General features: G+C 65.5%; 19 protein-coding genes. 12 read left to right on the plus strand and 7 right to left on the minus strand.

Annotation, left to right across the window (positions count from 1 at the left end; translation table 11 throughout):
• Positions 1-50 precede the first annotated feature (50 nt).
• Positions 51-1,124: an alkene reductase gene (locus tag QMK31_RS04695; RefSeq protein WP_283499758.1), complete on the minus strand. Its 1,074-nt coding sequence runs from the start codon at positions 1,122-1,124 to the stop codon at positions 51-53.
• 210 nt (positions 1,125-1,334) lie between these two features.
• Here QMK31_RS04695 and QMK31_RS04700 point away from each other — a divergent pair, with 210 nt between their 5' ends.
• Together QMK31_RS04700 and QMK31_RS04705 are read left to right on the plus strand one after the other, a co-directional pair.
• Complete coding sequence (locus QMK31_RS04700; protein ID WP_283499759.1) at positions 1,335-2,444, plus strand: alpha/beta fold hydrolase; 1,110 nt, start codon at positions 1,335-1,337, stop codon at positions 2,442-2,444.
• Positions 2,445-2,587: 143 nt separating this feature from the next.
• The gene (locus QMK31_RS04705) at positions 2,588-2,980 is read left to right on the plus strand and encodes a DUF7882 family protein (protein WP_283499760.1); all 393 of its coding nucleotides are present in this window, start codon (positions 2,588-2,590) and stop codon (positions 2,978-2,980) included.
• 37 nt (positions 2,981-3,017) lie between these two features.
• On the opposite strand, the gene QMK31_RS04710 is transcribed toward QMK31_RS04705, so the two are convergent.
• Positions 3,018-3,848, minus strand: a complete 831-nt coding sequence (locus QMK31_RS04710; RefSeq protein WP_283499761.1) for a carbon-nitrogen hydrolase family protein — start codon at positions 3,846-3,848, stop codon at positions 3,018-3,020.
• Between the two features lie 117 nt (positions 3,849-3,965).
• On the opposite strand from QMK31_RS04710, the gene QMK31_RS04715 reads away from it, so the two are divergent.
• The 7 genes from QMK31_RS04715 to QMK31_RS04745 all read left to right on the plus strand — a co-directional run bounded on the left by QMK31_RS04715 (position 3,966) and on the right by QMK31_RS04745 (position 12,116).
• A complete protein-coding gene (locus QMK31_RS04715) occupies positions 3,966-5,510 on the plus strand; it encodes a glycosyltransferase family 39 protein (protein ID WP_283499762.1) in 1,545 nt (514 codons plus the stop codon).
• A 4-nt stretch (positions 5,511-5,514) separates the two neighbouring features.
• The gene (locus tag QMK31_RS04720; protein WP_283499763.1) at positions 5,515-6,276 is read left to right on the plus strand and encodes a polyprenol monophosphomannose synthase; all 762 of its coding nucleotides are present in this window, start codon (positions 5,515-5,517) and stop codon (positions 6,274-6,276) included.
• Between the two features lie 91 nt (positions 6,277-6,367).
• Positions 6,368-7,087, plus strand: coding sequence for an NUDIX hydrolase (locus QMK31_RS04725; protein WP_283499764.1), 720 nt, complete (start codon positions 6,368-6,370; stop codon positions 7,085-7,087).
• 43 nt (positions 7,088-7,130) lie between these two features.
• Complete coding sequence (gene nadA / locus QMK31_RS04730) at positions 7,131-8,441, plus strand: quinolinate synthase NadA (RefSeq protein WP_283499765.1); 1,311 nt, start codon at positions 7,131-7,133, stop codon at positions 8,439-8,441.
• A gap of 1 nt (position 8,442) precedes the next feature.
• The gene (gene nadB, locus QMK31_RS04735) at positions 8,443-10,098 is read left to right on the plus strand and encodes an L-aspartate oxidase (RefSeq protein WP_283499766.1); all 1,656 of its coding nucleotides are present in this window, start codon (positions 8,443-8,445) and stop codon (positions 10,096-10,098) included.
• A complete protein-coding gene (gene nadC / locus QMK31_RS04740; protein WP_283499767.1) occupies positions 10,092-10,970 on the plus strand; it encodes a carboxylating nicotinate-nucleotide diphosphorylase in 879 nt (292 codons plus the stop codon). The genes nadB and nadC overlap by 7 nt, the downstream gene beginning before the upstream one ends.
• Before the next feature lie 3 nt (positions 10,971-10,973).
• The gene (locus QMK31_RS04745; RefSeq protein WP_283499768.1) at positions 10,974-12,116 is read left to right on the plus strand and encodes a cysteine desulfurase family protein; all 1,143 of its coding nucleotides are present in this window, start codon (positions 10,974-10,976) and stop codon (positions 12,114-12,116) included.
• Positions 12,117-12,157: 41 nt separating this feature from the next.
• Here QMK31_RS04745 and QMK31_RS04750 read toward each other — a convergent pair whose 3' ends face one another.
• Positions 12,158-12,868, minus strand: coding sequence for a maleylpyruvate isomerase family mycothiol-dependent enzyme (locus QMK31_RS04750; RefSeq protein WP_283499769.1), 711 nt, complete (start codon positions 12,866-12,868; stop codon positions 12,158-12,160).
• A 718-nt stretch (positions 12,869-13,586) separates the two neighbouring features.
• Here QMK31_RS04750 and QMK31_RS04755 point away from each other — a divergent pair.
• Together QMK31_RS04755 and QMK31_RS04760 are read left to right on the plus strand one after the other, a co-directional pair.
• Positions 13,587-14,015, plus strand: a complete 429-nt coding sequence (locus QMK31_RS04755; RefSeq protein WP_283499770.1) for a GNAT family N-acetyltransferase — start codon at positions 13,587-13,589, stop codon at positions 14,013-14,015.
• 63 nt (positions 14,016-14,078) lie between these two features.
• Positions 14,079-14,543: a GNAT family N-acetyltransferase gene (locus QMK31_RS04760; protein ID WP_283499771.1), complete on the plus strand. Its 465-nt coding sequence runs from the start codon at positions 14,079-14,081 to the stop codon at positions 14,541-14,543.
• Between the two features lie 134 nt (positions 14,544-14,677).
• Here the strand turns inward: QMK31_RS04760 and QMK31_RS04765 are convergent, their stop codons facing one another.
• Positions 14,678-14,878 (minus strand): hypothetical protein, encoded by a 201-nt coding sequence (locus tag QMK31_RS04765; RefSeq protein ID WP_283499772.1) that lies wholly within the window; start codon positions 14,876-14,878, stop codon positions 14,678-14,680.
• A gap of 266 nt (positions 14,879-15,144) precedes the next feature.
• Positions 15,145-15,588, minus strand: a complete 444-nt coding sequence (locus tag QMK31_RS04770) for a MarR family winged helix-turn-helix transcriptional regulator (RefSeq protein WP_283499773.1) — start codon at positions 15,586-15,588, stop codon at positions 15,145-15,147.
• A 62-nt stretch (positions 15,589-15,650) separates the two neighbouring features.
• Here QMK31_RS04770 and QMK31_RS04775 point away from each other — a divergent pair, with 62 nt between their 5' ends.
• Entirely contained in the window at positions 15,651-16,535 is an 885-nt protein-coding gene (locus tag QMK31_RS04775; protein WP_283499774.1) for an SDR family oxidoreductase, read from the plus strand.
• A 301-nt stretch (positions 16,536-16,836) separates the two neighbouring features.
• Here the strand turns inward: QMK31_RS04775 and QMK31_RS04780 are convergent, their stop codons facing one another.
• Positions 16,837-17,475, minus strand: coding sequence for a Pr6Pr family membrane protein (locus QMK31_RS04780; protein WP_283499776.1), 639 nt, complete (start codon positions 17,473-17,475; stop codon positions 16,837-16,839).
• A 459-nt stretch (positions 17,476-17,934) separates the two neighbouring features.
• Positions 17,935-18,702 (minus strand): site-specific integrase, encoded by a 768-nt coding sequence (locus QMK31_RS04785; RefSeq protein ID WP_283499777.1) that lies wholly within the window; start codon positions 18,700-18,702, stop codon positions 17,935-17,937.
• Positions 18,703-18,901: the final 199 nt, after the last annotated feature.

The following is an 18,901-nucleotide window of genomic DNA, read 5'->3' on the forward strand; positions in this document are numbered from 1 at the left end:
GGCCTACGAATTGCAGGAGTTAGGCACCCCGGTGAGGTGGGTAGAGCCGGTTACGACGCCAGAGCGGGATAGTCGGTGTAGCCCCGGGCACCGTCGCCGTAGTAGGTGAGCGGGTTGGGCTCGTTCACCGGCAGATTTTCGCGCCAGCGACGCACCAGGTCGGGGTTGGCGATGGCGGCCCGACCGACGACCACGGCGTCGGCGACGTCGTCCCGCACGAGGTCCAGGGCCTCGTCGCGCGCGGTGATGGCAGCGAATCCGCTGTTGACCAGGAAGACCCCACCGAACCGGGTGCGCAGATTTTGCACGAAGTCGCCGCGCGGGTCGGCGTGCAGCACGCTCAGGTAGGCCAGTCCGAGCGAGGCCAGCCCGTCCACGAGGGCGCCATAGGTTGCAGCGAGGTCGGCGGCATCCGCTTCGAGCGCGTCCTGGATATTGTGCTCTGGTGAGATGCGCAGCCCCACCTTGTCAGCGCCGATCGCCTGGGTAACGGCGGTCGCCACGTCGATGACGAACCGGGCACGGTTGGCGGGCGAACCGCCCCACGCGTCCTCCCGGACGTTCGAGGCAGGAGACAGGAACTCGTGCAGCAGGTAGCCGTTGGCTCCGTGCAGCTCGACGCCGTCGAATCCGGCGGCGATGGCGTTCTGGGATGCGAGCACGAACTCGGCGATAATGCCGGGCAGTTCGTCTTCGCGCAGCGCGTGCGGCACCGGATAGTCCTGCTTGCCGTCGTAGGTGCGGGTAGTTCCGCTGATGGCGATGGCGCTCGGTGCGACGACCGGGAAGCCACCGGTGGTGGCCTCGTGGGTGACGCGACCGGCGTGCATGATCTGGGCGACGATGCGACCCCCGGCGGCGTGCACCGAGTCGGTCACGGCCTTCCAGCCCGCCAGCTGTTCGGGCTCGACGAGTCCGGGCTGGCCGGGAAACCCCTGGCCGGCGTGGCTCGGGTAGGTGCCTTCGCTGACGATCAGGCCGAGCGAGGCGCGCTGCGTATAGTGCAGGGCCACGAGTTCACCGGGAACACCGGACTGGCCAGAGCGGATGCGAGTCAGCGGCGCCATAACGAGACGGTTGGGGAGTTCGAGATCGCCCAGGTGCAGCGGGGAAAACAGTTTCACGGGCACTTCTTTCTCAAAAATCAGTCGGTCAGTCAGACCAAACACGTTCGCGTGGGAGGCAACAGATTTCTGCGCTTCCACAGGCGGCAACGGACAGGAGTCGTGCGATATTCCTGCCTGCCAATCGGCTGCGCGTTTGTCGCCGCGTCCGAATCCCCTTCGAGCGGGTCGGCGAGCAATCCGCTGCGGCGGCGGCACCGAACTACAGACATGAGCATTCTGATGACCCGACCAGCGATCCGAAACCGCTCGACCCAGGACAGTTCCTCAAGCAGGGCTGTGACGTCCATCGGCGCACCGGACTCTCCGAAGCCGGTTCCAACCCCTCCCCGGCCGAAGCCCGCCCCGCCCGCGACCGTGCTGGGCTACAGTCCGTTTCCCATCGATGTTGACGCCCGTCAGTTTGGGCTGACCACGAGTACCATGCGCCTGAAGGGTGGAACGGTGCTGGTGCGCCACGGCCGCCGCAGCGACAGCTCGACCGCGACCATATTGTTGCACGGCGCCGCCGGGTCCTGGACGACATGGACTCCCCTCCTGCAGGCCGGCGATGCGACCGCCCGCGAGCTGACCGATCTCATCATTCCCGACCTGCCGGGCTGGGGCGATTCGCCCGCGCCGGCTGACGCGTCGAAACTCGGCGTCGAATCGATGGCCGAGCTGGTTGCCGATCTGGCCCGCTCGCTCGGCTACGAGCGCTGGAACGTGGTGGGTCATTCGATGGGCGGGTTCATCGCGCTGCAGCTGGCGGCGAGCGAAACGCGCGCCACGGCATCCGTCGGGCTGGTCTCGGCCACGTCGTTCTCGATCATCGACAGCGTTCGTCATCCGATCCGCCGGTTCGCGGTACTGCCCGCATTCACGGCGCTGCTGCTGACTATGCGCATTTTGCGCGTCGCCGGCCCGATCGGCCGCGGTCTGGTGCGGGCCGTCGCGGGTCTCGGTCTGCTGCGCCGGCTGGTCAGTCCTCTGTTCAGCCGGCCGAGCGCCATCGACGCCACCGTGGTCGCCGCGCTCGGCACCGAGGTGCGCCCGGTCGGCTTCGTCCTGGCAGCTGACCGTGCCGGCAGCTACGACGCGGCGACCACCTGGGCTCAGATCCGCTGCCCGGTGCGTTCGGTGCACGGGGACCAGGACGTGTTCGTCACCGCCGCCGACGACGAGCGGATGCTCGCGGCGATCTCGACCTGTCGAATCAGTACCATTCCAGGGGCGGGTCACTTCAGTCAGATCGAACGCCCGTTGGAAGTGCTGATCCGGCTTGAATTCGCCGCTCCCCTGCCGAATACTTGCGCCGAGCACGTGCTGGGTACTTGCTAAAATCCTTGTATTTGTCCCCCGAACGGAGGACAGTGGGTAGCAGTACCCGGTTCCACGCAAAAGTGCACCCTTCGCTTTCATTCGTTCCGGACTCAGTGTTTTCGCTCAGCGCAACCGTTCGCAATGAAATGGAAGTGGCAATCATGGGTTCTCTCACGTACGACCGCGTCGTCGTGGAATTTGAAGACCGAATGCTGGCCCACCTGCAACTCGTCATCATTCAAAAGCTGCGTCGCGGCGAGAGCTTTCTGCTTTCTTGGCGCGACGCCGCCGTGGTCGGCGATGGCCGAAGCTCAGCGTGGCTGCACCCGGCCATTCCGCTGTATTTCAAGTTCGCTGGCGGCCACGCGCCGACCATCAATGCGAACTGGGTCGCCCAGCTCACCCGCTCCGCCAACAGCTCTCAGGGGCTCGTCGTCACCGCCGAGGAGAGCGCCTCGTTCGACGCGAATCTGCCGCCCAAAGTGGAACCGGCCATCGGTATCCGATCGGCCGCACAGACGCGCGCGACCAAGGCGAGCGTCACCGAGCGCTAGCCGGTTCGAGGTACTACCGGTTCGAGCTCTGGCCGGATCAGCGTGGAACGACGGCGAACCGCCGAAGCGCGAGGGCCGGGTTGATCGCGCGCACCGCGGCGACGCGAGCCGGCGCCAGGAACGCTACCGCGACATCCGCTGTCTCGCCGAGGCTGGCCACAGCAACCCCCATCGGGTCGATGATAAGGCTGCTACCGACGCCGATCGGCGGGGTGTGATCGGCCGCGGCCACGAATACGGTGTTTTCCAGGGCCCGGGCGGTCAGCAGTGTGCGCCAGTGCTGTTCCTTAAGTGGGCCACGCACCCATTCGGACGGCACAAGCACGAGGGTGGCTCCGGCATCGACGAGCCGGCGGGTGACTTCGGGAAAGCGGATGTCGTAGCAGGTCTGCAGCCCCACCCGGAGGCCGCCGACGGCGAAGGTTTCGGGGTCGGTCACCGAGCCGGGCAGCACCCACTCCGATTCGCGGTCGCCGAACGCGTCGTAAAGGTGCAGTTTGCGATAGGTCGCCACGAGCTGACCGGCCGGATCGACGGCGACGATGGTGTTCGAGAACCGAGTCGGATCTTCGCACGTTTCGAGCATGCCGGCCACGATGTGCACTCCGAGCTCCGCGGCGAGTTCGGCGAGCGCCGTCACGAACTCTCCATCGAGCCCTTCGGCTGCGGCGACAAACGCCGGCCCGAGTTTCGGTTCGAAGAACGCAGAATACTCGGGGAAGACCACGAGCCGGGCCCCGCGAGCGACGGCCGTGGTAGCCAGCTGTCGCATTACGGCGCGATTGTGCGCCCGGTCAATGCTCGGGGCAAACTGGGCGACGGCCACGCCGACTTCGTCTGTGCGGTGCGGGTCAACGACGGGAGTCATGACGAAAGCCTAACTGGCCGCCCGATGCCGGAGCCGATCGGCGACCGGATTGGTGTTTGCAGGCAACTCCGGGGGTTTCGAAGGCTCGCGTTAACCAATGCTGGGTAGGTTTGAACTGTGACCTCCGTTCTCGCTTCGCGCTTCGCCGCCCCCGTCGCGCAGCGGCGACGCAGTTCGTGGGGCCTGACACCGGGGCGGTCGGCCGGGATGGTCGGCCTTGTGGCCTTCCTGGTCTCCTTCGCGTGGTCCTGGCAGCCGTCCTTCTGGGGCGATGAGGCTGCGAGCATCATGTCGGCCGAGCGATCATTCCCCTCACTGTTCGGCCTGCTCGAGAACGTCGATGCCGTCCACGGCTTGTACTACCTGTTTCTGCACGGCTGGATCGGCCTGTTCGGTGCCTCCGAAGTCGCCACCCGCCTGCCGAGCGCGATCGCGATCGGCATCGCCGCGTCCGGGACCGTCGTTCTGGCGCGGTTCTTCATGGGAACGCGGGTGGCTATTGGCGGCGGACTGATCTTCGCCCTGATTCCCCGGGTCACCTACATGGGCGCCGAGGCGCGATCCACCGCCATCGCGACGGCCATCGGGGTCTGGCTCACCGTGCTGCTCGTGAACACGCTGCGGAGCGGCGCCGCCTCTCGCCGCCGACAGATCGGGCTGTGGCTGGGCTATTCCGTTCTGCTCGCCATCGGAATCTATGTCTTCCTGTTCCTGGCACTGCTGCTTCCGGTGCACGCGGTGGTGGTCTTGCTGGCAGCACGCCGGCATCCGCTGTGGCGCAGCGTCTCCGCCTGGCTGGGGGCTAGCGCCCTCGGGCTGCTGCTGTCCACCCCGATCATTCTGGTCGGATCGTCGCAGCGCGAACAGATCGCGTTCATCGGACGGCGCCCGACGGTCACGGTGACCGAGGCAGCAGTGATGCAATGGTTTGACACCATTCCGGTGGCGATCATGGCCTGGTCGCTCATTATTGTGGCCGTTCTCGTCGTGTTCCTGCGACGCCCCGGCACGCATCGCGTCGGCTTGCCCGGTCGCGCCGCACTGACGTTTTTTCTTTCCTGGCTGGTGGTACCGAGCGCCATTCTGCTGATCGGCACCCAGGTGGTCACCCCGATGTACTCCCTGCGTTACCTCTCCCTGTGCGCGCCGGCGGTGGGCATCGTGATGGCCGTTGGCGTGGCCGCGCTCGCCACGAATTGGCTGCGCACCCTCGCGGTTGCGGCGCTCGTGGTGGTGATCATGCCGGCTTACTTGGTGCAGCGCGGTGACTTCGGCAAGAACGAGGGAAGCGACTGGCGGCAGGTCGCCAACGTCATCGCGGCCAGAGCAACGCCCGGTGACGGTGTCGTGTTCGACCAGAGCGTGCGCCCCTCGCGGGTGCCGCGGCTGGCCATGCACGTGTACCCCGACGCGTTCGTCGGCCTGCAGGACGTGACACTGACCCGGTCGTACGCCGAGACGGGGTGGCTCTGGGACGACGTCGCCCCGCTGAGTGACGTGCTGCCAGCGGTCGCCGGGCTCGACCGAATCTGGCTGCTGCAATACTCAGGCAGTGGAGAATCGCGCCGTGAAACGGATGTCCAGACGCTCACGCTCCAGGGATTCCACGTCGCCGAGGCGACACTGGTCAATCGCACCCGCATCATTGAAATGACGAGGTAACCCCATGCCCATTCCCGCGCCAACCACCTTGGTACTGGTACCGACTTACAACGAGTCCGAAAACATCGCATCGATCGTGAAGCGGCTGCGCTCCAGTGTGCCCGCGGTACACATTCTGGTCGTCGACGACGCCTCCCCCGACGGTACGGGCCCTCTCGCCGATGCCATCGCGGCACAGGATTCGAGCGTTCACGTGCTGCACCGCAGCGAGAAAACCGGCCTCGGCGCGGCCTATCTCGACGGATTCGGCTGGGGCCTGAGTCGGGGTTACACCCAGCTGGTGCAACTCGACGCTGACGGCTCGCACCTGCCGGAGCAACTCGCGAGCCTGCTGGCGGCTGCCGCCACGGCCGACGTGGTGATGGGGTCTCGCTGGGTGCCGGGCGGGGCCATTGAGAATTGGCCCTGGCATCGCCGCGCGCTGTCCCGCGGCGGATCGCTGTATTCCCGCCTGCTGCTGCGGCTGCCGCAACGGGACGCCACCGGCGGCTACCGGGTCTACTCGGCCCACGCGCTCGAGCGCATGGACCTCTCAAGCGTGGACAGCCTCGGCTACTGCTTTCAAATTGAGATGCTGCTGCACGCCGTGCGCGCTGATCTGCGCGTCGTCGAGGTACCGATCACCTTCGTCGAGCGGGTACGCGGGTCGTCCAAGATGAGTCCCCGCATCGCGGTCGAAGCGATGGCTCGAGTGACGCTGTGGGGTGTCACAGGAATGGGCATCAGCCGGGCTGGCGCCCGTGCGGCCGCTGCGCGCGAGGCATAAACGGTTTTCGTCATAATCGGTGTTTGAGTCATTTTGACTATATGATGGATCCAGCAGTTAAAGTCACCTCGACCTTTACGACTGGATTCCCGTGCTGGACCACCACCTGACCGAGCAGAGCCCGCTCGAACGCGGCAGCGCTCAGACGACCCTGGCCGTTTCGACCGTGATCTTCGCCCTGCGCCCCGACGACGCGTCGCTGCTCAAGACTCTCTGGCTGCCGCTGGTGCGCCGCACCCGCAACCCTTTTCTCGGTCTCTGGGCCCTGCCAGGCGGCTGGTTGCCGGCCGACGAGGAACTCGCATCAGCCGCCGCGCGCACCCTGCGGGAAACGACCGACCTCTCCCCGCGCTACCTCGAGCAGCTCTACACCTTCGGCGGCATCGATCGCTCCCCCGGCGCGCGCGTGGTCTCGGTGGTGTACTGGGCGCTGGTGCGTTCGGAGGTCGCAGAGCGAGCATCCGTAGGTGAGAACGTGCGCTGGTTCGCGGCCGACGCGCTGCCGCCGCTCGCCTTCGACCACAACCGCGTCGTGGAATACGCCCTCTGGCGGCTGCGCACCAAGGTGGAGTATGCCCGCATCGCGCACGCCTTTCTCGGTGACACGTTCACGCTCGCCCAACTGCGCGAGGTGCACGAGGCCGTGCTTCAGAAAGCCCTCGACCCGGCCAATTTTCGCCGGTCGATCGAGGCGTCTGGCAGCGTGATCAGCACCGATCAGCACGTGGCAGGGGCCCGGCATCGGCCGGCGCGGCTCTATCGGTATGACGATCGGGCCAGCGAGCACGACCCGCCCTGGCCGACGCTCTAACCCACTTTCTTCCTTCTCACCATCTCTCTCAAGGAGCACGGCCATGACGATTCCCTCGGTCGAGACCACCATCCGTCTCATCGGTACCGGCAAAGCCGCCGGCAGCACGTGCAGTCCCGATCTGGCGACCGCGCCGTGGGAATTCGACGCCGGCACCCCCGGCTACGGCCCGGGTTCGTCGATGGGCGACGTGATTCCGGCCGGGTCGCCCCGTCAGGGCGCGCTCCCGGAGCGCTACCGCACCGCCTCGCCGGAGGAGCTCAGCGCCCGCATCGTCGAGGCCAAGAACGTGCTCGGTGACTCGGTGGTCATACTCGGGCACTTCTACCAGCGCGACGAAGTGCTGCGGCACGCGGATTTCGTGGGCGACAGCTTTCAACTCGCCCAGGCCACCCAGAGCCGCCCCGACGCTGCCGCGATCGTGTTCTGCGGCGTGCACTTCATGGCCGAAACCGCAGACCTGCTCTCCGGGCCCGAGCAGGCCGTCATCCTGCCCAACCTGGCCGCCGGCTGCTCGATGGCCGACATGGCCGACATCGACTCGGTCACCGAATGCTGGGAACAGCTCGAAGCGCTGTACGGTACCCAAGCGGATGCCTCCGGCCGGGTTCCGGTGATTCCGGTCACCTACATGAATTCCTCCGCCGCGCTCAAGGGCTTCTGCGGCGAGCATGGCGGCATCGTCTGCACCTCTTCTAACGCGAGGGCCGTGCTGGAGTGGGCGTTCGAACGCGGTCAGCGGGTGCTGTTCTTTCCCGACCAGCACCTCGGTCGGAACACGGCCAAGGCCATGGGCGTTCCGCTCGAAGCCATGCCGATGTGGAACCCGACCAAGCCGCTCGGCGGCAATTCAGCGCAGCAACTCGATGCCGCCCGGGTCGTGCTCTGGCACGGGTTCTGCAGCGTGCACCGCCGCTTCACCGTGCCGCAGATCGACACCGCTCGTGCCGAATACCCGGGCGTGCGGGTCTTGGTGCACCCGGAATGCCCGATGGAGGTCGTCGACGCTGCCGACTCGGCCGGGTCGACGGACTTCATCGCCAAGGCGATCGCGGCCGCTCCGGCCGGCACGACCTTCGCCATCGGCACCGAGATCAACCTCGTGAACCGCCTCGCCGCCCAGCACCCCGAGCACGAGATCTTCTGCCTCGATCCGGTGATCTGCCCCTGCTCGACCATGTACCGCATCCACGCCGGCTACCTGGCCTGGGTGCTCGAAGCCCTCGTCGGCGGCGGTGAAGCACCGTCCCAGGTGCTCAACCAGATCACCGTGTCGGCCGATGTCGCTGGGCATGCCCGGGTTGCCCTCGAGCGGATGCTGGCGGCCCGGCCACCGGTGCTGGTCGGCGCCTGACATGGCCGCGATCCTCGTCATCGGCAGCGGTCTCGGCGGTCTGCTCGCCGCGGTGCGGGCAGCGGATGCCGGCCACCGCGTCGTGCTCGTCACCAAGTCGGTGCTGCCAGAGAGCAATACCCGCTATGCGCAGGGCGGCATTGCCGCTGCCCTGTTCCGTGATGACTCCGTCGACGCGCACGAGCTCGATACCCTGCGCGCCGGCGCGGGCCTGTGCGATCCGGCCGCCGTTCGGGTGCTCTGCGAGGAGGGACCGGCGCGAGTGCGCGATCTCATCCGCTTTGGCGTGGACTTCGACCGCGACGAATCCGGCGTGGCCCGCGGGCTGGAAGCCGCCCACTCCCGCTCGCGGGTCGTGCACGCCGGCGGCGACGCCACCGGGGCTGCGGTCGAAGCTGCGCTCGTGGCGACCGTGCGACGCCGAGCCGCCATCGACGTGCAGGAGCACACCATGCTGGTCGACCTGCTGGTCGACGACGACGGCGCGGTGAGCGGCGCCCGGGTACTCGGCCCCGACGGCGTGCAGCGCTCACTCGAAGCCGACGCCGTGATTCTCGCCACCGGCGGCGCCGGCGCCCTCTTCACGCACACCACCAATCCTTCGGTCGCCACCGGGGATGGGGTGGCGGCGGCGTGGCGGGCCGGGGCATCCGTTGCCGATCTGGAGTTTTACCAGTTCCACCCGACCGCCCTCGCTGTGCCCGGCACACCCCTGGTCTCGGAGGCGGTGCGCGGCGAAGGCGCCGTCCTCAGAAACCAGCTCGGCGAGCGCTTCATGCTGGCTGAGCACCCCGACGCCGAACTCGCCCCGCGCGACGTCGTGGCCCGGGCGATCGCCCGCCAGATGGAACGGCAGGGCGGCGCCCCGGTGCTGCTCGACGCGACCGCGCTCGGCCGCGAGCTGCTCGAAACCCGATTCCCCACCATCACTGCCGCCTGTCGGGCAGCCAAACTTGACTGGGCCGTCCAAGCCATTCCGGTAGCGCCGGCCGCGCACTACTCGATGGGCGGCGTCGAAACGGATGCCTGGGCTCGCACCACCCTGCCCGGCCTGTTCGCCGTCGGCGAGGTTGCTCGCACCGGGGCACACGGCGCCAATCGACTCGCCTCCAACTCGCTGCTCGAGGCGGCCGTGTTCGCCGACCGCGCCGTGCGCGCGCTCGGGCAGCCCTGGCCGACCGGCGCGTTCCTTCCTCCCATGGACCCCCAGGCCGACAACGAGACCCACTGGGCCAATCGCCTTCATCCCCTGGTCGAAATCTCGACCAGCTCGATGCACGGCTTGCCCAGCGAGACCGCCATCGGGTTACCGTCGGGCGATCCCGGCACGCCGATCGACCGCTCCACGTTGCGGCAGCTGCTCTGGGACTTCGTCGGCGTGCACCGCTCCGGCGCCGGGCTGGCCCACGCCGCCGCCGCCCTCGCGGAGTGGACCGCGCCGTCGGCGACGAGCGTTTCGGTCGCGGCCCTCGAAGATCGCAACCTGCTGGGCCTCGGCCGGCTGCTGGTTGCCGCAGCGTTGGCACGCGAAGAGTCCAGGGGCGCCCACTACCGTTCGGACTTTCCCCACCCCCGGCCCGAACTGGCCCGCTCAGTCTCGCAGGCACACTCACCATCCCTCGAACTCGTTCCGACCCAGGAGGCCATCGCATGCTGACCGACCACTCCATCACCGTTGTTGTGCAGGCAGCCCTCGACGAGGACGCCCCCTGGGGCGATCTCACGTCGGCCGTGCTCATTCCCGCCGACGCCGTCGCGACGGCCAAGCTTGAAGCACGCGAACCCGGCGTATTCAGCGGCAGCGCCGTGTTCGCCGCAGCCTTCGCCCTCACCGACCCCCGCATCGAAGTGCACCAATTCTTCGCCGACGGTGACCCGTTCGACGCCGGCGCCACCCTGGCGGAGGTGACGGGCCCGGCCCGCGGCATCCTGCAGGCGGAGCGTATCGGCCTGAACTTCGTGCAGCGGATGAGCGGAATCGCCACCCTGACCGCCCGGTACGTCGCCGAGACGGCTGGCACCAGGGCCCGCATCGTCGACACTCGCAAGACCACCCCCGGCCTGCGAGCCCTGGAGCGCCAGGCCGTGCGCGATGGCGGCGGCCACAACCACCGATTCAGCCTCTCCGACACCGTGATGGCCAAAGACAACCATCTCGCCGTGCTCGCCGCCGGCCCGCTCGGCCTCACCGAGGCGCTGCGCGCGGTACGTGCGAAGCTCTCGCACACCACGCATTTCGAGGTGGAGGTCGACCGCATCGACCAGATCGAAGACGTGCTCGCGGCGGGCATCGACACGATCATGCTCGACAATTTCAGCCCGGAAGACCTTCGTACCGGCGTCACGCTGGTCGCCGGGCGCGCGATCGTCGAGGCTAGTGGCGGCGTGTCGCTGGCGACGGTGCGCGAGATTGCGGCATCCGGTGTCGATGTCATCTCGGTCGGGGCGCTCACGCACAGCGTGCACTCGCTCGACCTCGGCCTTGACGTGGCCATTCGGGTGAACACGCCGGCAGGGTTTGCTCTCTGACCCATGATTTATCTGGACAACGCCGCGACCACCCCGGTGCGCCGCGAAGCCCTCGCGGCGATGTGGCCGCATCTCACGAGCGGCTTCGGCAATCCATCGAGCCACCATCAGGTCGGTGAGGCGGCTGCCGCCGCGCTGTTGGAGGCGCGCCGCAGCGTCGCCCGCTCGCTCGGCTGCCGGCCCGGCGAAGTGACGTTCACGAGCGGCGGCACCGAAAGCGACAATCTCGCGATCAAGGGCGTTGCCCTCGGCAACCCTCGCGGCCGCCACGTCGTCACGACTCCGATCGAGCACGAGGCGGTACTGGAATCGTGCGACTACCTGCGACGGTTACACGGTTTCGAGATCACCCTGCTGCCAGTGGATGCCGCCGGCCGCGTCGACCCCGCCGACCTCGCCAGCGCACTCCGCCCCGACACGACCCTGGTCTCGGTGAACTACGCCAACAACGAGGTCGGCACCGTGCAACCGATCGCTGAACTGGCCACCGTGGCCCGCTCCGCTGGTGTGCCGTTCCACACCGACGCGGTGCAGGCCGGTGGCTGGCTCGACCTCAACGTGACGACGCTCGGCGTCGACGCACTGAGTCTCTCCGGCCATAAACTCGGCGCTCCCCCCGGCATCGGCGCCGTGTTTCTGCGCGGGCGCCTACCGATTGAACCGCTGCTGCACGGCGGCGGCCAGGAGCGCGGCAAACGCAGCGGAACCGAGAACGTCGCCGGAGCGGTCGCGCTGGCCGTCGCCCTGCGCCTGGCCGGTGAGGAACGCGCACTCGCCGCCGCCCGCACCAGCAGTCTTCGCGACGAGTTCATCACCACCGTGCTGCGCGACACTCCCTCGGCACGGCTCACCGGGCACCCCGCAGAACGCCTGCCCGGCACGGCGTCGTTTGTGTTCCCCGGCACGAGCGGCGAGGCTGTGTTGCTCGAGCTCGAGCAGCGCGGCATTGTCTGTTCGAGTGGGTCCGCCTGCGCGGCCGGCAGCAGCGACCCCTCGCACGTGCTCACCGCCATGGGCCTGTCGGCCGAGGTGGCTCAGACGGCGGTGCGGTTCACGCTGGGCGCTGGCACGAGCGCGGCGGAGGCGGCCGAGGCCGCAGCATCCGTTCAGGGCGCCGTCGCCGCGGTCGCCCGCCTCGGTGCCTGAGACCTTTTCGTGCGACGTCACCAGCGTCGAGCATTAGCCATTTAGAGCCAGCGCGGCGCCGACGGAATCAGTGACTCCTCTGAAGAAATGCCCCACGTCGTGCGTCCCGTCGCCCAGCCTGTGAGGTCGGCGAGACTCCCGGAGACAACGCTCGCAGCATCGTCATCACCGATGCTCGTCGCGTAGGGCGCAGCAACGTTCATGCGGATGCTGCTCGCCGGCCAGGACCCGGCCACGTCGCCCAGCGTGCGCCGCAGCATCCGTTCTGGCAGGGCGTCGAACCCCGCACCGACATTCAGGTCGACGCCGTGCACCCAGAGTTCGCGGGTGCGCATCCAGAGCGTAGCGGATGCCGGCACCACGCGACCCTGCCCGCCACGCACCTCCGCCGACCAGCTAGCCGTGGGCAGAGCCAGCCAGGCGCTGGTGAGCGCGGCCGCTTCGGTGTGGAACAGCGCCCGCAGCACCTTCGGGGCCACGAGCGCGGTCTCGGCGATTTCACGGTCACGCACCTCACGCGACTCATACATGGGGTTCTCGACTCCGGTCGCCGCCCAGTTCACCAGGCGCCCGACGGCGAGAGCATTCTGGGCCAGGTGCGCCACGACGTGGCGCCGAGTCCAGTCCGGGAGCAGCGAATCGCCGTCGAGATCGGCGTCAGAGAGCGTGTCGAGCAGGTCGGCCACAAACGTGGTGGCTGCTCGCGCATCGGCCAGCTCGGCGTCGATGGAAATGGTCGCGTCATTGCTCATGACGACAACGCTACGGCACCCGACCTTGGTCGCTGAACCTCCCGAAGCGCCACCACTTCCACCTTCCGGGACTCCGACATGCCACATCCCGACACCACAAACACCACGACCCCGGCCGTCACCACCGCCAGCACGGCACGACAATTGAATTGCATCATTCCACCTCAGACAGATCCACCGACGAGATCTTCTCTGCAGGTAACGCCGCGTGTCGTCTCGACACGCTTGCGGCTTGTAGCTCCACCCGGTTTGCCCGGTCACGGCCACGGCCGATACTCGGAGTATTAAAGAAGTACTGCTTTCGGAGAAGGGCGCACAGGATCAACGCTGCGGTATCTACCGGTGCAGTACTAGTTCACATCCGTGATCATCCCATGTTCTCGCATCGCAACGCGGCGAACCGGCTGGCCGGCGCTGTCGCAATTGGGGATGGGCTCCACGCGTAAGCGCCCCGCGCGGCGCCAGAACCTGCAGGTGAAGCGCCGGCGTGGCAATCGGTGTCGGCTCCTCGCACGAACAATCCCGAACGGTGACCAAAACGTTCGAGCAGCAGTTCCGACAGAGATGATTCCGCAACCATATCGGCCACACGACGGCTCGAATGTCGAACCCCCGGGAACCTCGTCCAGCACGGTCCGATTCAATCACTATTGGCTTGACGGTCGGTCCAAAGTGGCCGGACTCAGCACGGCTCGTGTCAACACGATTAGATGGGGTGATGAATGCAAATTATCGGTTCTCATCCGACGTTGCCGAGATCGACCGTGACCAGGTGCACCGTTGGATCAGCGAGCAGACCTACTGGGCGCCCGAACGATCACGCTCACGGCAAGACGCAGCGATCGACGGATCACGCAATTACGGCGTCTATGACAGCGTGTCCAACAGACAGGTCGCCTACGCGCGCGTCATCACCGACGGCGTCACGTTTGCCTGGCTCTGCGATGTCTTCGTCGACCCTGCGGTTCGCGCTCACGGCATCGGCAAGGCCCTCATCGCGGGCATTCTCGAGGAGTGCGATCCCCTGGAACTAAGGCGCATCGCCCTCTCGACCAACGATGCACACGGCCTGTATTCCAATCTCGGGTTTACCCCTTTGGGCGCCCCAGAGACGTGGATGGAGCGCATCGTCAACCCTGGCGTGTAGCCGAAAGACGACTATCCGCGAGGTGGGATCTGCTCGCGTGTTCTCGACCGATATCGTGGGAAGATGCTTCACCTGACCCCCACGACTCCCTCGGATCTGAAGGACGTGACCGCGTTTCTTAGCGCAGCTGACCTCACTCTCAGCGGGCTTGACTCTCCCTCCGTGGAACTTTGGACCGCACGCGACGCGGAAAGCAGTCGCATCGTGGCCAGCACGGGCTACGAGCGCAGCGACGACAACCACCACGTTCTCATCCGCAGCGTGGCCGTCGACCCGGCCCTTCGAGGTCACGGCATGGGCCTCGAATTAGCACGCTTTGCCCTCGATCGAGCGGCCGACGCGGGAGCCGATCGAGCCTGGCTCTTCAGCCGACGTTCCGGCCCTTTCTGGCAGAAAGTCGGATTCGTTTCCGCAGACAGCAACGAGCTAGCGTTAGCACTCGCATCAACGCATCAGGTGCGGCTCTTTTCTGAAACCGGACAGCTCCAACACGAGGTCGCCTGGAGTCGACTCCTCCAAGGAGGTTGACGCCCAGTTTGCCCTGCAACCTGCCACCCCTGCCCGTAAGGGGAACCGTCATCGGGCACGATTAGGGTCTGCGGAGTCTAATTTAACGATGCCCATTGCCTTCAAACGGGCTTCTCCAAGCCGAGTGCTATGAGTCAGGACGTGAGCATCCAGATGAGCGCGGCGGCGTTGACCAAAGCCGTGATCGCAGGCCCTAGGGTCTTGACGCGATCGGAGATCACGCCACCGATCACGGCATCAAACCCCTGGACCAGAACCACGGCCAGGGCCGCGGCGGCCTCGAAGGCGATCGATGAACTTAATAGGCCAACCACAGCGACGACGATAAGAGCCACGCTTCTTGCCAGCGCATACATTGACGGAAGGCGAGACTCTCGGATTGCGGCGCGCAAGCCGGACACAGCGTACCCGCCGCTCACTAACGAGCTGATGAGTGTCAGAGAGGCGCAGATCCAAAAGGCTGCTGGCATACCGTCAGCTTAGCCAACGGCCGCCCGCGATCGTGCTCGCGCTCGCAAGAACTCACCCAACGCTCAGCGGGCTTATGTCCCAGTCATTGCCTCTGTGAGGGCACGCGTAGTGGTGTTGGGCCGAGGCCTGGCTAAATACTGTTGACGATTTGGAGGAGTAGAGAGTTCAAGGACTGGCTAGAGGTGGGTGCGATTCCTGCTTGTCCGAGGTCGTTGGTGTCAAGGGCTGATTGCCAAGCCTCGTGCACGCGCTTATCGCCGACGCTGGTGAGCTCCACGGGATTTGGTCGACCGCGCTCTCGCAGCGGACTTCGCCTGATCAGTCCCATGTCCTCCATCCCTTGAAGAAGCGGGGCCATGCTCTGTGGCCTGACGAGGGTGGCTCGGGCAAGTTCTGCCTGGGTCATCGTGCCCCCGGCAGCGAGCTGCGCCAACACACCGAACTGCACCGGATTGAGGGAATGACCTTCGAGAGCTTCAGTCATGATGTGGCCGGCACGTCGGGCAGCTCGGATGAGACTCCACATCAAGACGCTGTCGATGTCGTTTTGGCTGATCTGGATACGGTCGGTCACTCCATCATCGTAGGGCGCGTATTGTGAGAAACAGTTATCTGTTTCTCAAAGAATCGAGAATTATGTCCCATCCTGTAGGCCAGAAGATCCTCGTCACGGGGTCGACCGGCGATATCGGACGTCGGTTGGTTGCCCAGCTTTCCCGAGACGGGCACCCCGTCGTCGCGATGTGCCGCAAACCAGAACAGATCGCTGATTTCGAGCAGCACGGCATTGAAGCGGTATTCGGAGATCTAGAGAAACCAGCCAGTATCGCTAAAGCCTTGCAGGCATGCGACCGAATGTTTCTTCTAACTGTTGCAGGGAGAGCGCAGCAGGAGCATGGCCGCCATGGTGTTGAGGCGGCGCAAGCGGCGGGTATTCGACATGTCGTGCACTTATCGACCGGTGACGCGAACCCGAACTCGCCCATCCCCTGGGCCAACGCTCCGGCCCATACGGATGCCGTGTTGAAGCAGCGTTCCGGTTCATGGACGATTCTGCGCCCGAGTGCGTTCATGCAAAATCTGGTGCAGTCAGCGGTACCGATCAAGAAGGGTGTGTTTCCGCAGACCGCCGGGCGGGGGGTATTGGCGTGGATCGACACGGAAGACATTGCCCGTGTAGCGGCGACGGTGCTGACCAACGAGGGACACGAGGGTAAGGAGTATTACCTAACCGGTCCCGAATTGTTGACAATGTCAGATGTCGCGTCGCACCTGACGGCTGTGTTGAACTATCCGGTTCGACACCTTCACCTGCCAGGACCGCTGTTTTTCCTCGCATTGAGAGCGGGCGGACTGGACTCCTGGACCGCCCGGGGTTTGGTGCACCAGTTCATCGACGTCGTCCGCAAAGGACATGACTTCGGGGACCTCATCACGGACACAGTGCACGTCCTGACCGGAACCCCGGCGAGAAGTGTCCGGGAGTACCTGGTGGAGAACCGGGCAGCGTTCGCCCGCTGAGCCCCCACAACATGGCAGTCCCAACTCGACACCGCGGGTCGGTGGCGCGCTCGGGTCCCAGGAAGCCAGGAGCACGATCGCGACCGCAGATAGTCGAGGATTGGGATGGAACGTTCGCTCGGCAGCGTGGCCTCGAGTATTCGACGTTTTCCGATGTGCGCGTCGGCCACATTCCTGCCGCGGCGAAAGCGCGGGCGAGCCGTCCGGTGCTGATGAACTTTGCACTGCTCCGGGACGGCTGCCGTTTGGCGGCGCCGCGGCGCTGCGGCCGTCGCCTGCCTGGCCGGCCTGCTCTTTTGTACTAAGACGCGGTAGTCGCCAAGACGTCTAGTTTCATTATCTTCACTCGGCTGAGTGCGTACACCCCGAAGCCAAAGACTATGGTCGTGACCGAGATGGCAACGCAGTAAACGGCCACCGATCCGTAGCCGGTGGCGGGGTCGAGGAAGGGGTAGGGCACCCAGCCGTCAGTGGCTCCGCGGATCAGGATCACCACTATCCAGATAATCGGGTAGATCAACACCAACCAGAGCTTGCTGTATGGCAGCTTCTTGCGATCGGCGAAGAGTATCCAGTCCAGCAGGGCATAGATCGGGATGATCACGTGCAGGATGTTACTCGACCAGCGAAGGTCGAATGAGCCTGCAAGCGAGGCGCCAGATAGCAGGGTGTTGTAGACCAGCCCAACCAGAACAATGACCGTGGTCGCAGCCGCCCGCAGGAAGACGACCCAGGATGGTTGTGTTTTACGTCTGAGGATGAAGTAAGCCGAGGCGAAGAAAGCGACCATCAGGATGATGTTGCTTTGAGTTGTGAAGTATCCGAAGAAGTTGAAAAAATTGATCGGACCCCGCGCGGCGCTGTAGACGAACTGGCCAATGACCGCGATGACAATCGCGACCCCGGCCGCCAGGCGCAATAGACCGGGAAGTTGCTTCACTGTGGTTAGCCAATCTGAGTAGGGCCGCGACGCCTCGTCCCACCGCTGCAGGTCACGGTATCAAAAGCGTAGTTTATGAACATTACCGTTTAGCTCATTGAATGTCGTTGCTCCAGGCGGGACAATTCGACCAAGGTGAAAAACTCTCCCGTAAATGCGATTTACGGATATATTCACGACCAGGCCCGCGACGACCGGCAAGCGGCAATTGAGGCGCCTCCGAAGGTGTGGTCGAGGGAAGTTTTGGGCCCTGATCATCCGCTCGTAAGCCGGACCACCAGCGGAAACGTCCCCGTGGAGATTGGAATGTGCCGCCAGCCTGAGCACACTTGTGGCGCTTACCTTGCCCGTAAGGAAATCCCGCTTATAAGCGTCATACGGGACCACCCTTGGGAGCTCTGACTGTCGGACAACCCTGGGGATACAAGATGTCTCACTCGCGATCAGCACCTGACGAAATCAGTCTTGTGCCGCGTTCGCGGGCGCGCTCCGAGGCGCCAAAACCTGCAGGTGCAGCGCGGGCGTAGCAATCGGCGCCGGCTCCTCCGGTTCGATGTAGTGTTTCTTCGCGATCTTGGGGCTGTTCCCGAGAACCTCGGCAGCGGTCTCCGCGCCGGTCGCACGGGCAATCACAGTGCCGGCGGTACGCCTGAAAGTATGCGGCGTGACTTTCAAATCAGAGAGCCCGGCGTCGGCGAGCATTTTGCGCAAAGTTCGCCGCACGTTGTAGGGCGACAGCGGTGTCCCGACCCGAGTGAAGAAGACCAGGTGGTCGTCGTGCTCGTCCTCAAGGAGGGCGAGTCGAGGTCGCAATACGTCGGCCGTGAAATCTGGCACCTGCAGTGTTCGAGTCGATGATGATGTTTTTGGGTGGTCTTGGCGGTAGACCGATTTTCCCTTGATAACCACCCGGGTGCCCGCGACGGTCACCTGCATGGGAACCACCGTGTCGTCGATGTCTCGTTTGCGCAGGGCGAGCGCCTCTCCAATGCGGTCGCTGGTGCCGAGCATCACCTCGATCACGTCCTTGACCTGACTATCGGGCCGCGGTCCGCTGACGGCAGGCCCGCTCCGCCACGACGACACCGCCTGCCGCACCTCGTGCAAATGATCGAGATTGAGCGCGACCGGCTTGCTCGTCGGTGGCTTGAGGCGGCTCGTGCCACGCACCAGATTATGGTGCAGCGCGTCCTGTCTCAGCGCATAGTTGAACATGAGGTTGAGCACCACGCGACTGTGCCGGGCATGCGCATAGGAGATCTTGTCTGCCTCTTGAGAAACTGATCCAGCCGCCCGGTTGGGGACTGTCTCTTAAACGGTGTTTCCGGCCTGACGCGCTGGACGTGGGTCTGGCGGGAAAGGTGCCGTGATGACGACACTTGATGCTGTGACGAAGAAGACGAAAAATGAGCCCACCCGTGAGGCG

The sequence above is a fragment of the Cryobacterium sp. PH31-O1 genome, assembly GCF_030063455.1.
Lineage (GTDB): Bacteria > Actinomycetota > Actinomycetes > Actinomycetales > Microbacteriaceae > Cryobacterium.

What these genes read in the sequence shown, in the direction of transcription:
- QMK31_RS04700 (WP_283499759.1), top strand. Translation starts at nt 1,335, where the DNA reads ATGAGCATTCTGATGACCCGACCAGCGATCCGAAACCGCTCGACCCAG.
- QMK31_RS04705 (WP_283499760.1), top strand. Translation starts at nt 2,588, where the DNA reads ATGGGTTCTCTCACGTACGACCGCGTCGTCGTGGAATTTGAAGACCGA.
- QMK31_RS04710 (WP_283499761.1), bottom strand. Translation starts at nt 3,848, where the DNA reads ATGACTCCCGTCGTTGACCCGCACCGCACAGACGAAGTCGGCGTGGCC.
- QMK31_RS04720 (WP_283499763.1), top strand. Translation starts at nt 5,515, where the DNA reads ATGCCCATTCCCGCGCCAACCACCTTGGTACTGGTACCGACTTACAAC.
- nadA (WP_283499765.1), top strand. Translation starts at nt 7,131, where the DNA reads ATGACGATTCCCTCGGTCGAGACCACCATCCGTCTCATCGGTACCGGC.
- nadB (WP_283499766.1), top strand. Translation starts at nt 8,443, where the DNA reads ATGGCCGCGATCCTCGTCATCGGCAGCGGTCTCGGCGGTCTGCTCGCC.
- nadC (WP_283499767.1), top strand. Translation starts at nt 10,092, where the DNA reads ATGCTGACCGACCACTCCATCACCGTTGTTGTGCAGGCAGCCCTCGAC.
- QMK31_RS04745 (WP_283499768.1), top strand. Translation starts at nt 10,974, where the DNA reads ATGATTTATCTGGACAACGCCGCGACCACCCCGGTGCGCCGCGAAGCC.
- QMK31_RS04750 (WP_283499769.1), bottom strand. Translation starts at nt 12,868, where the DNA reads ATGAGCAATGACGCGACCATTTCCATCGACGCCGAGCTGGCCGATGCG.
- QMK31_RS04755 (WP_283499770.1), top strand. Translation starts at nt 13,587, where the DNA reads ATGAATGCAAATTATCGGTTCTCATCCGACGTTGCCGAGATCGACCGT.
- QMK31_RS04760 (WP_283499771.1), top strand. Translation starts at nt 14,079, where the DNA reads ATGCTTCACCTGACCCCCACGACTCCCTCGGATCTGAAGGACGTGACC.
- QMK31_RS04775 (WP_283499774.1), top strand. Translation starts at nt 15,651, where the DNA reads ATGTCCCATCCTGTAGGCCAGAAGATCCTCGTCACGGGGTCGACCGGC.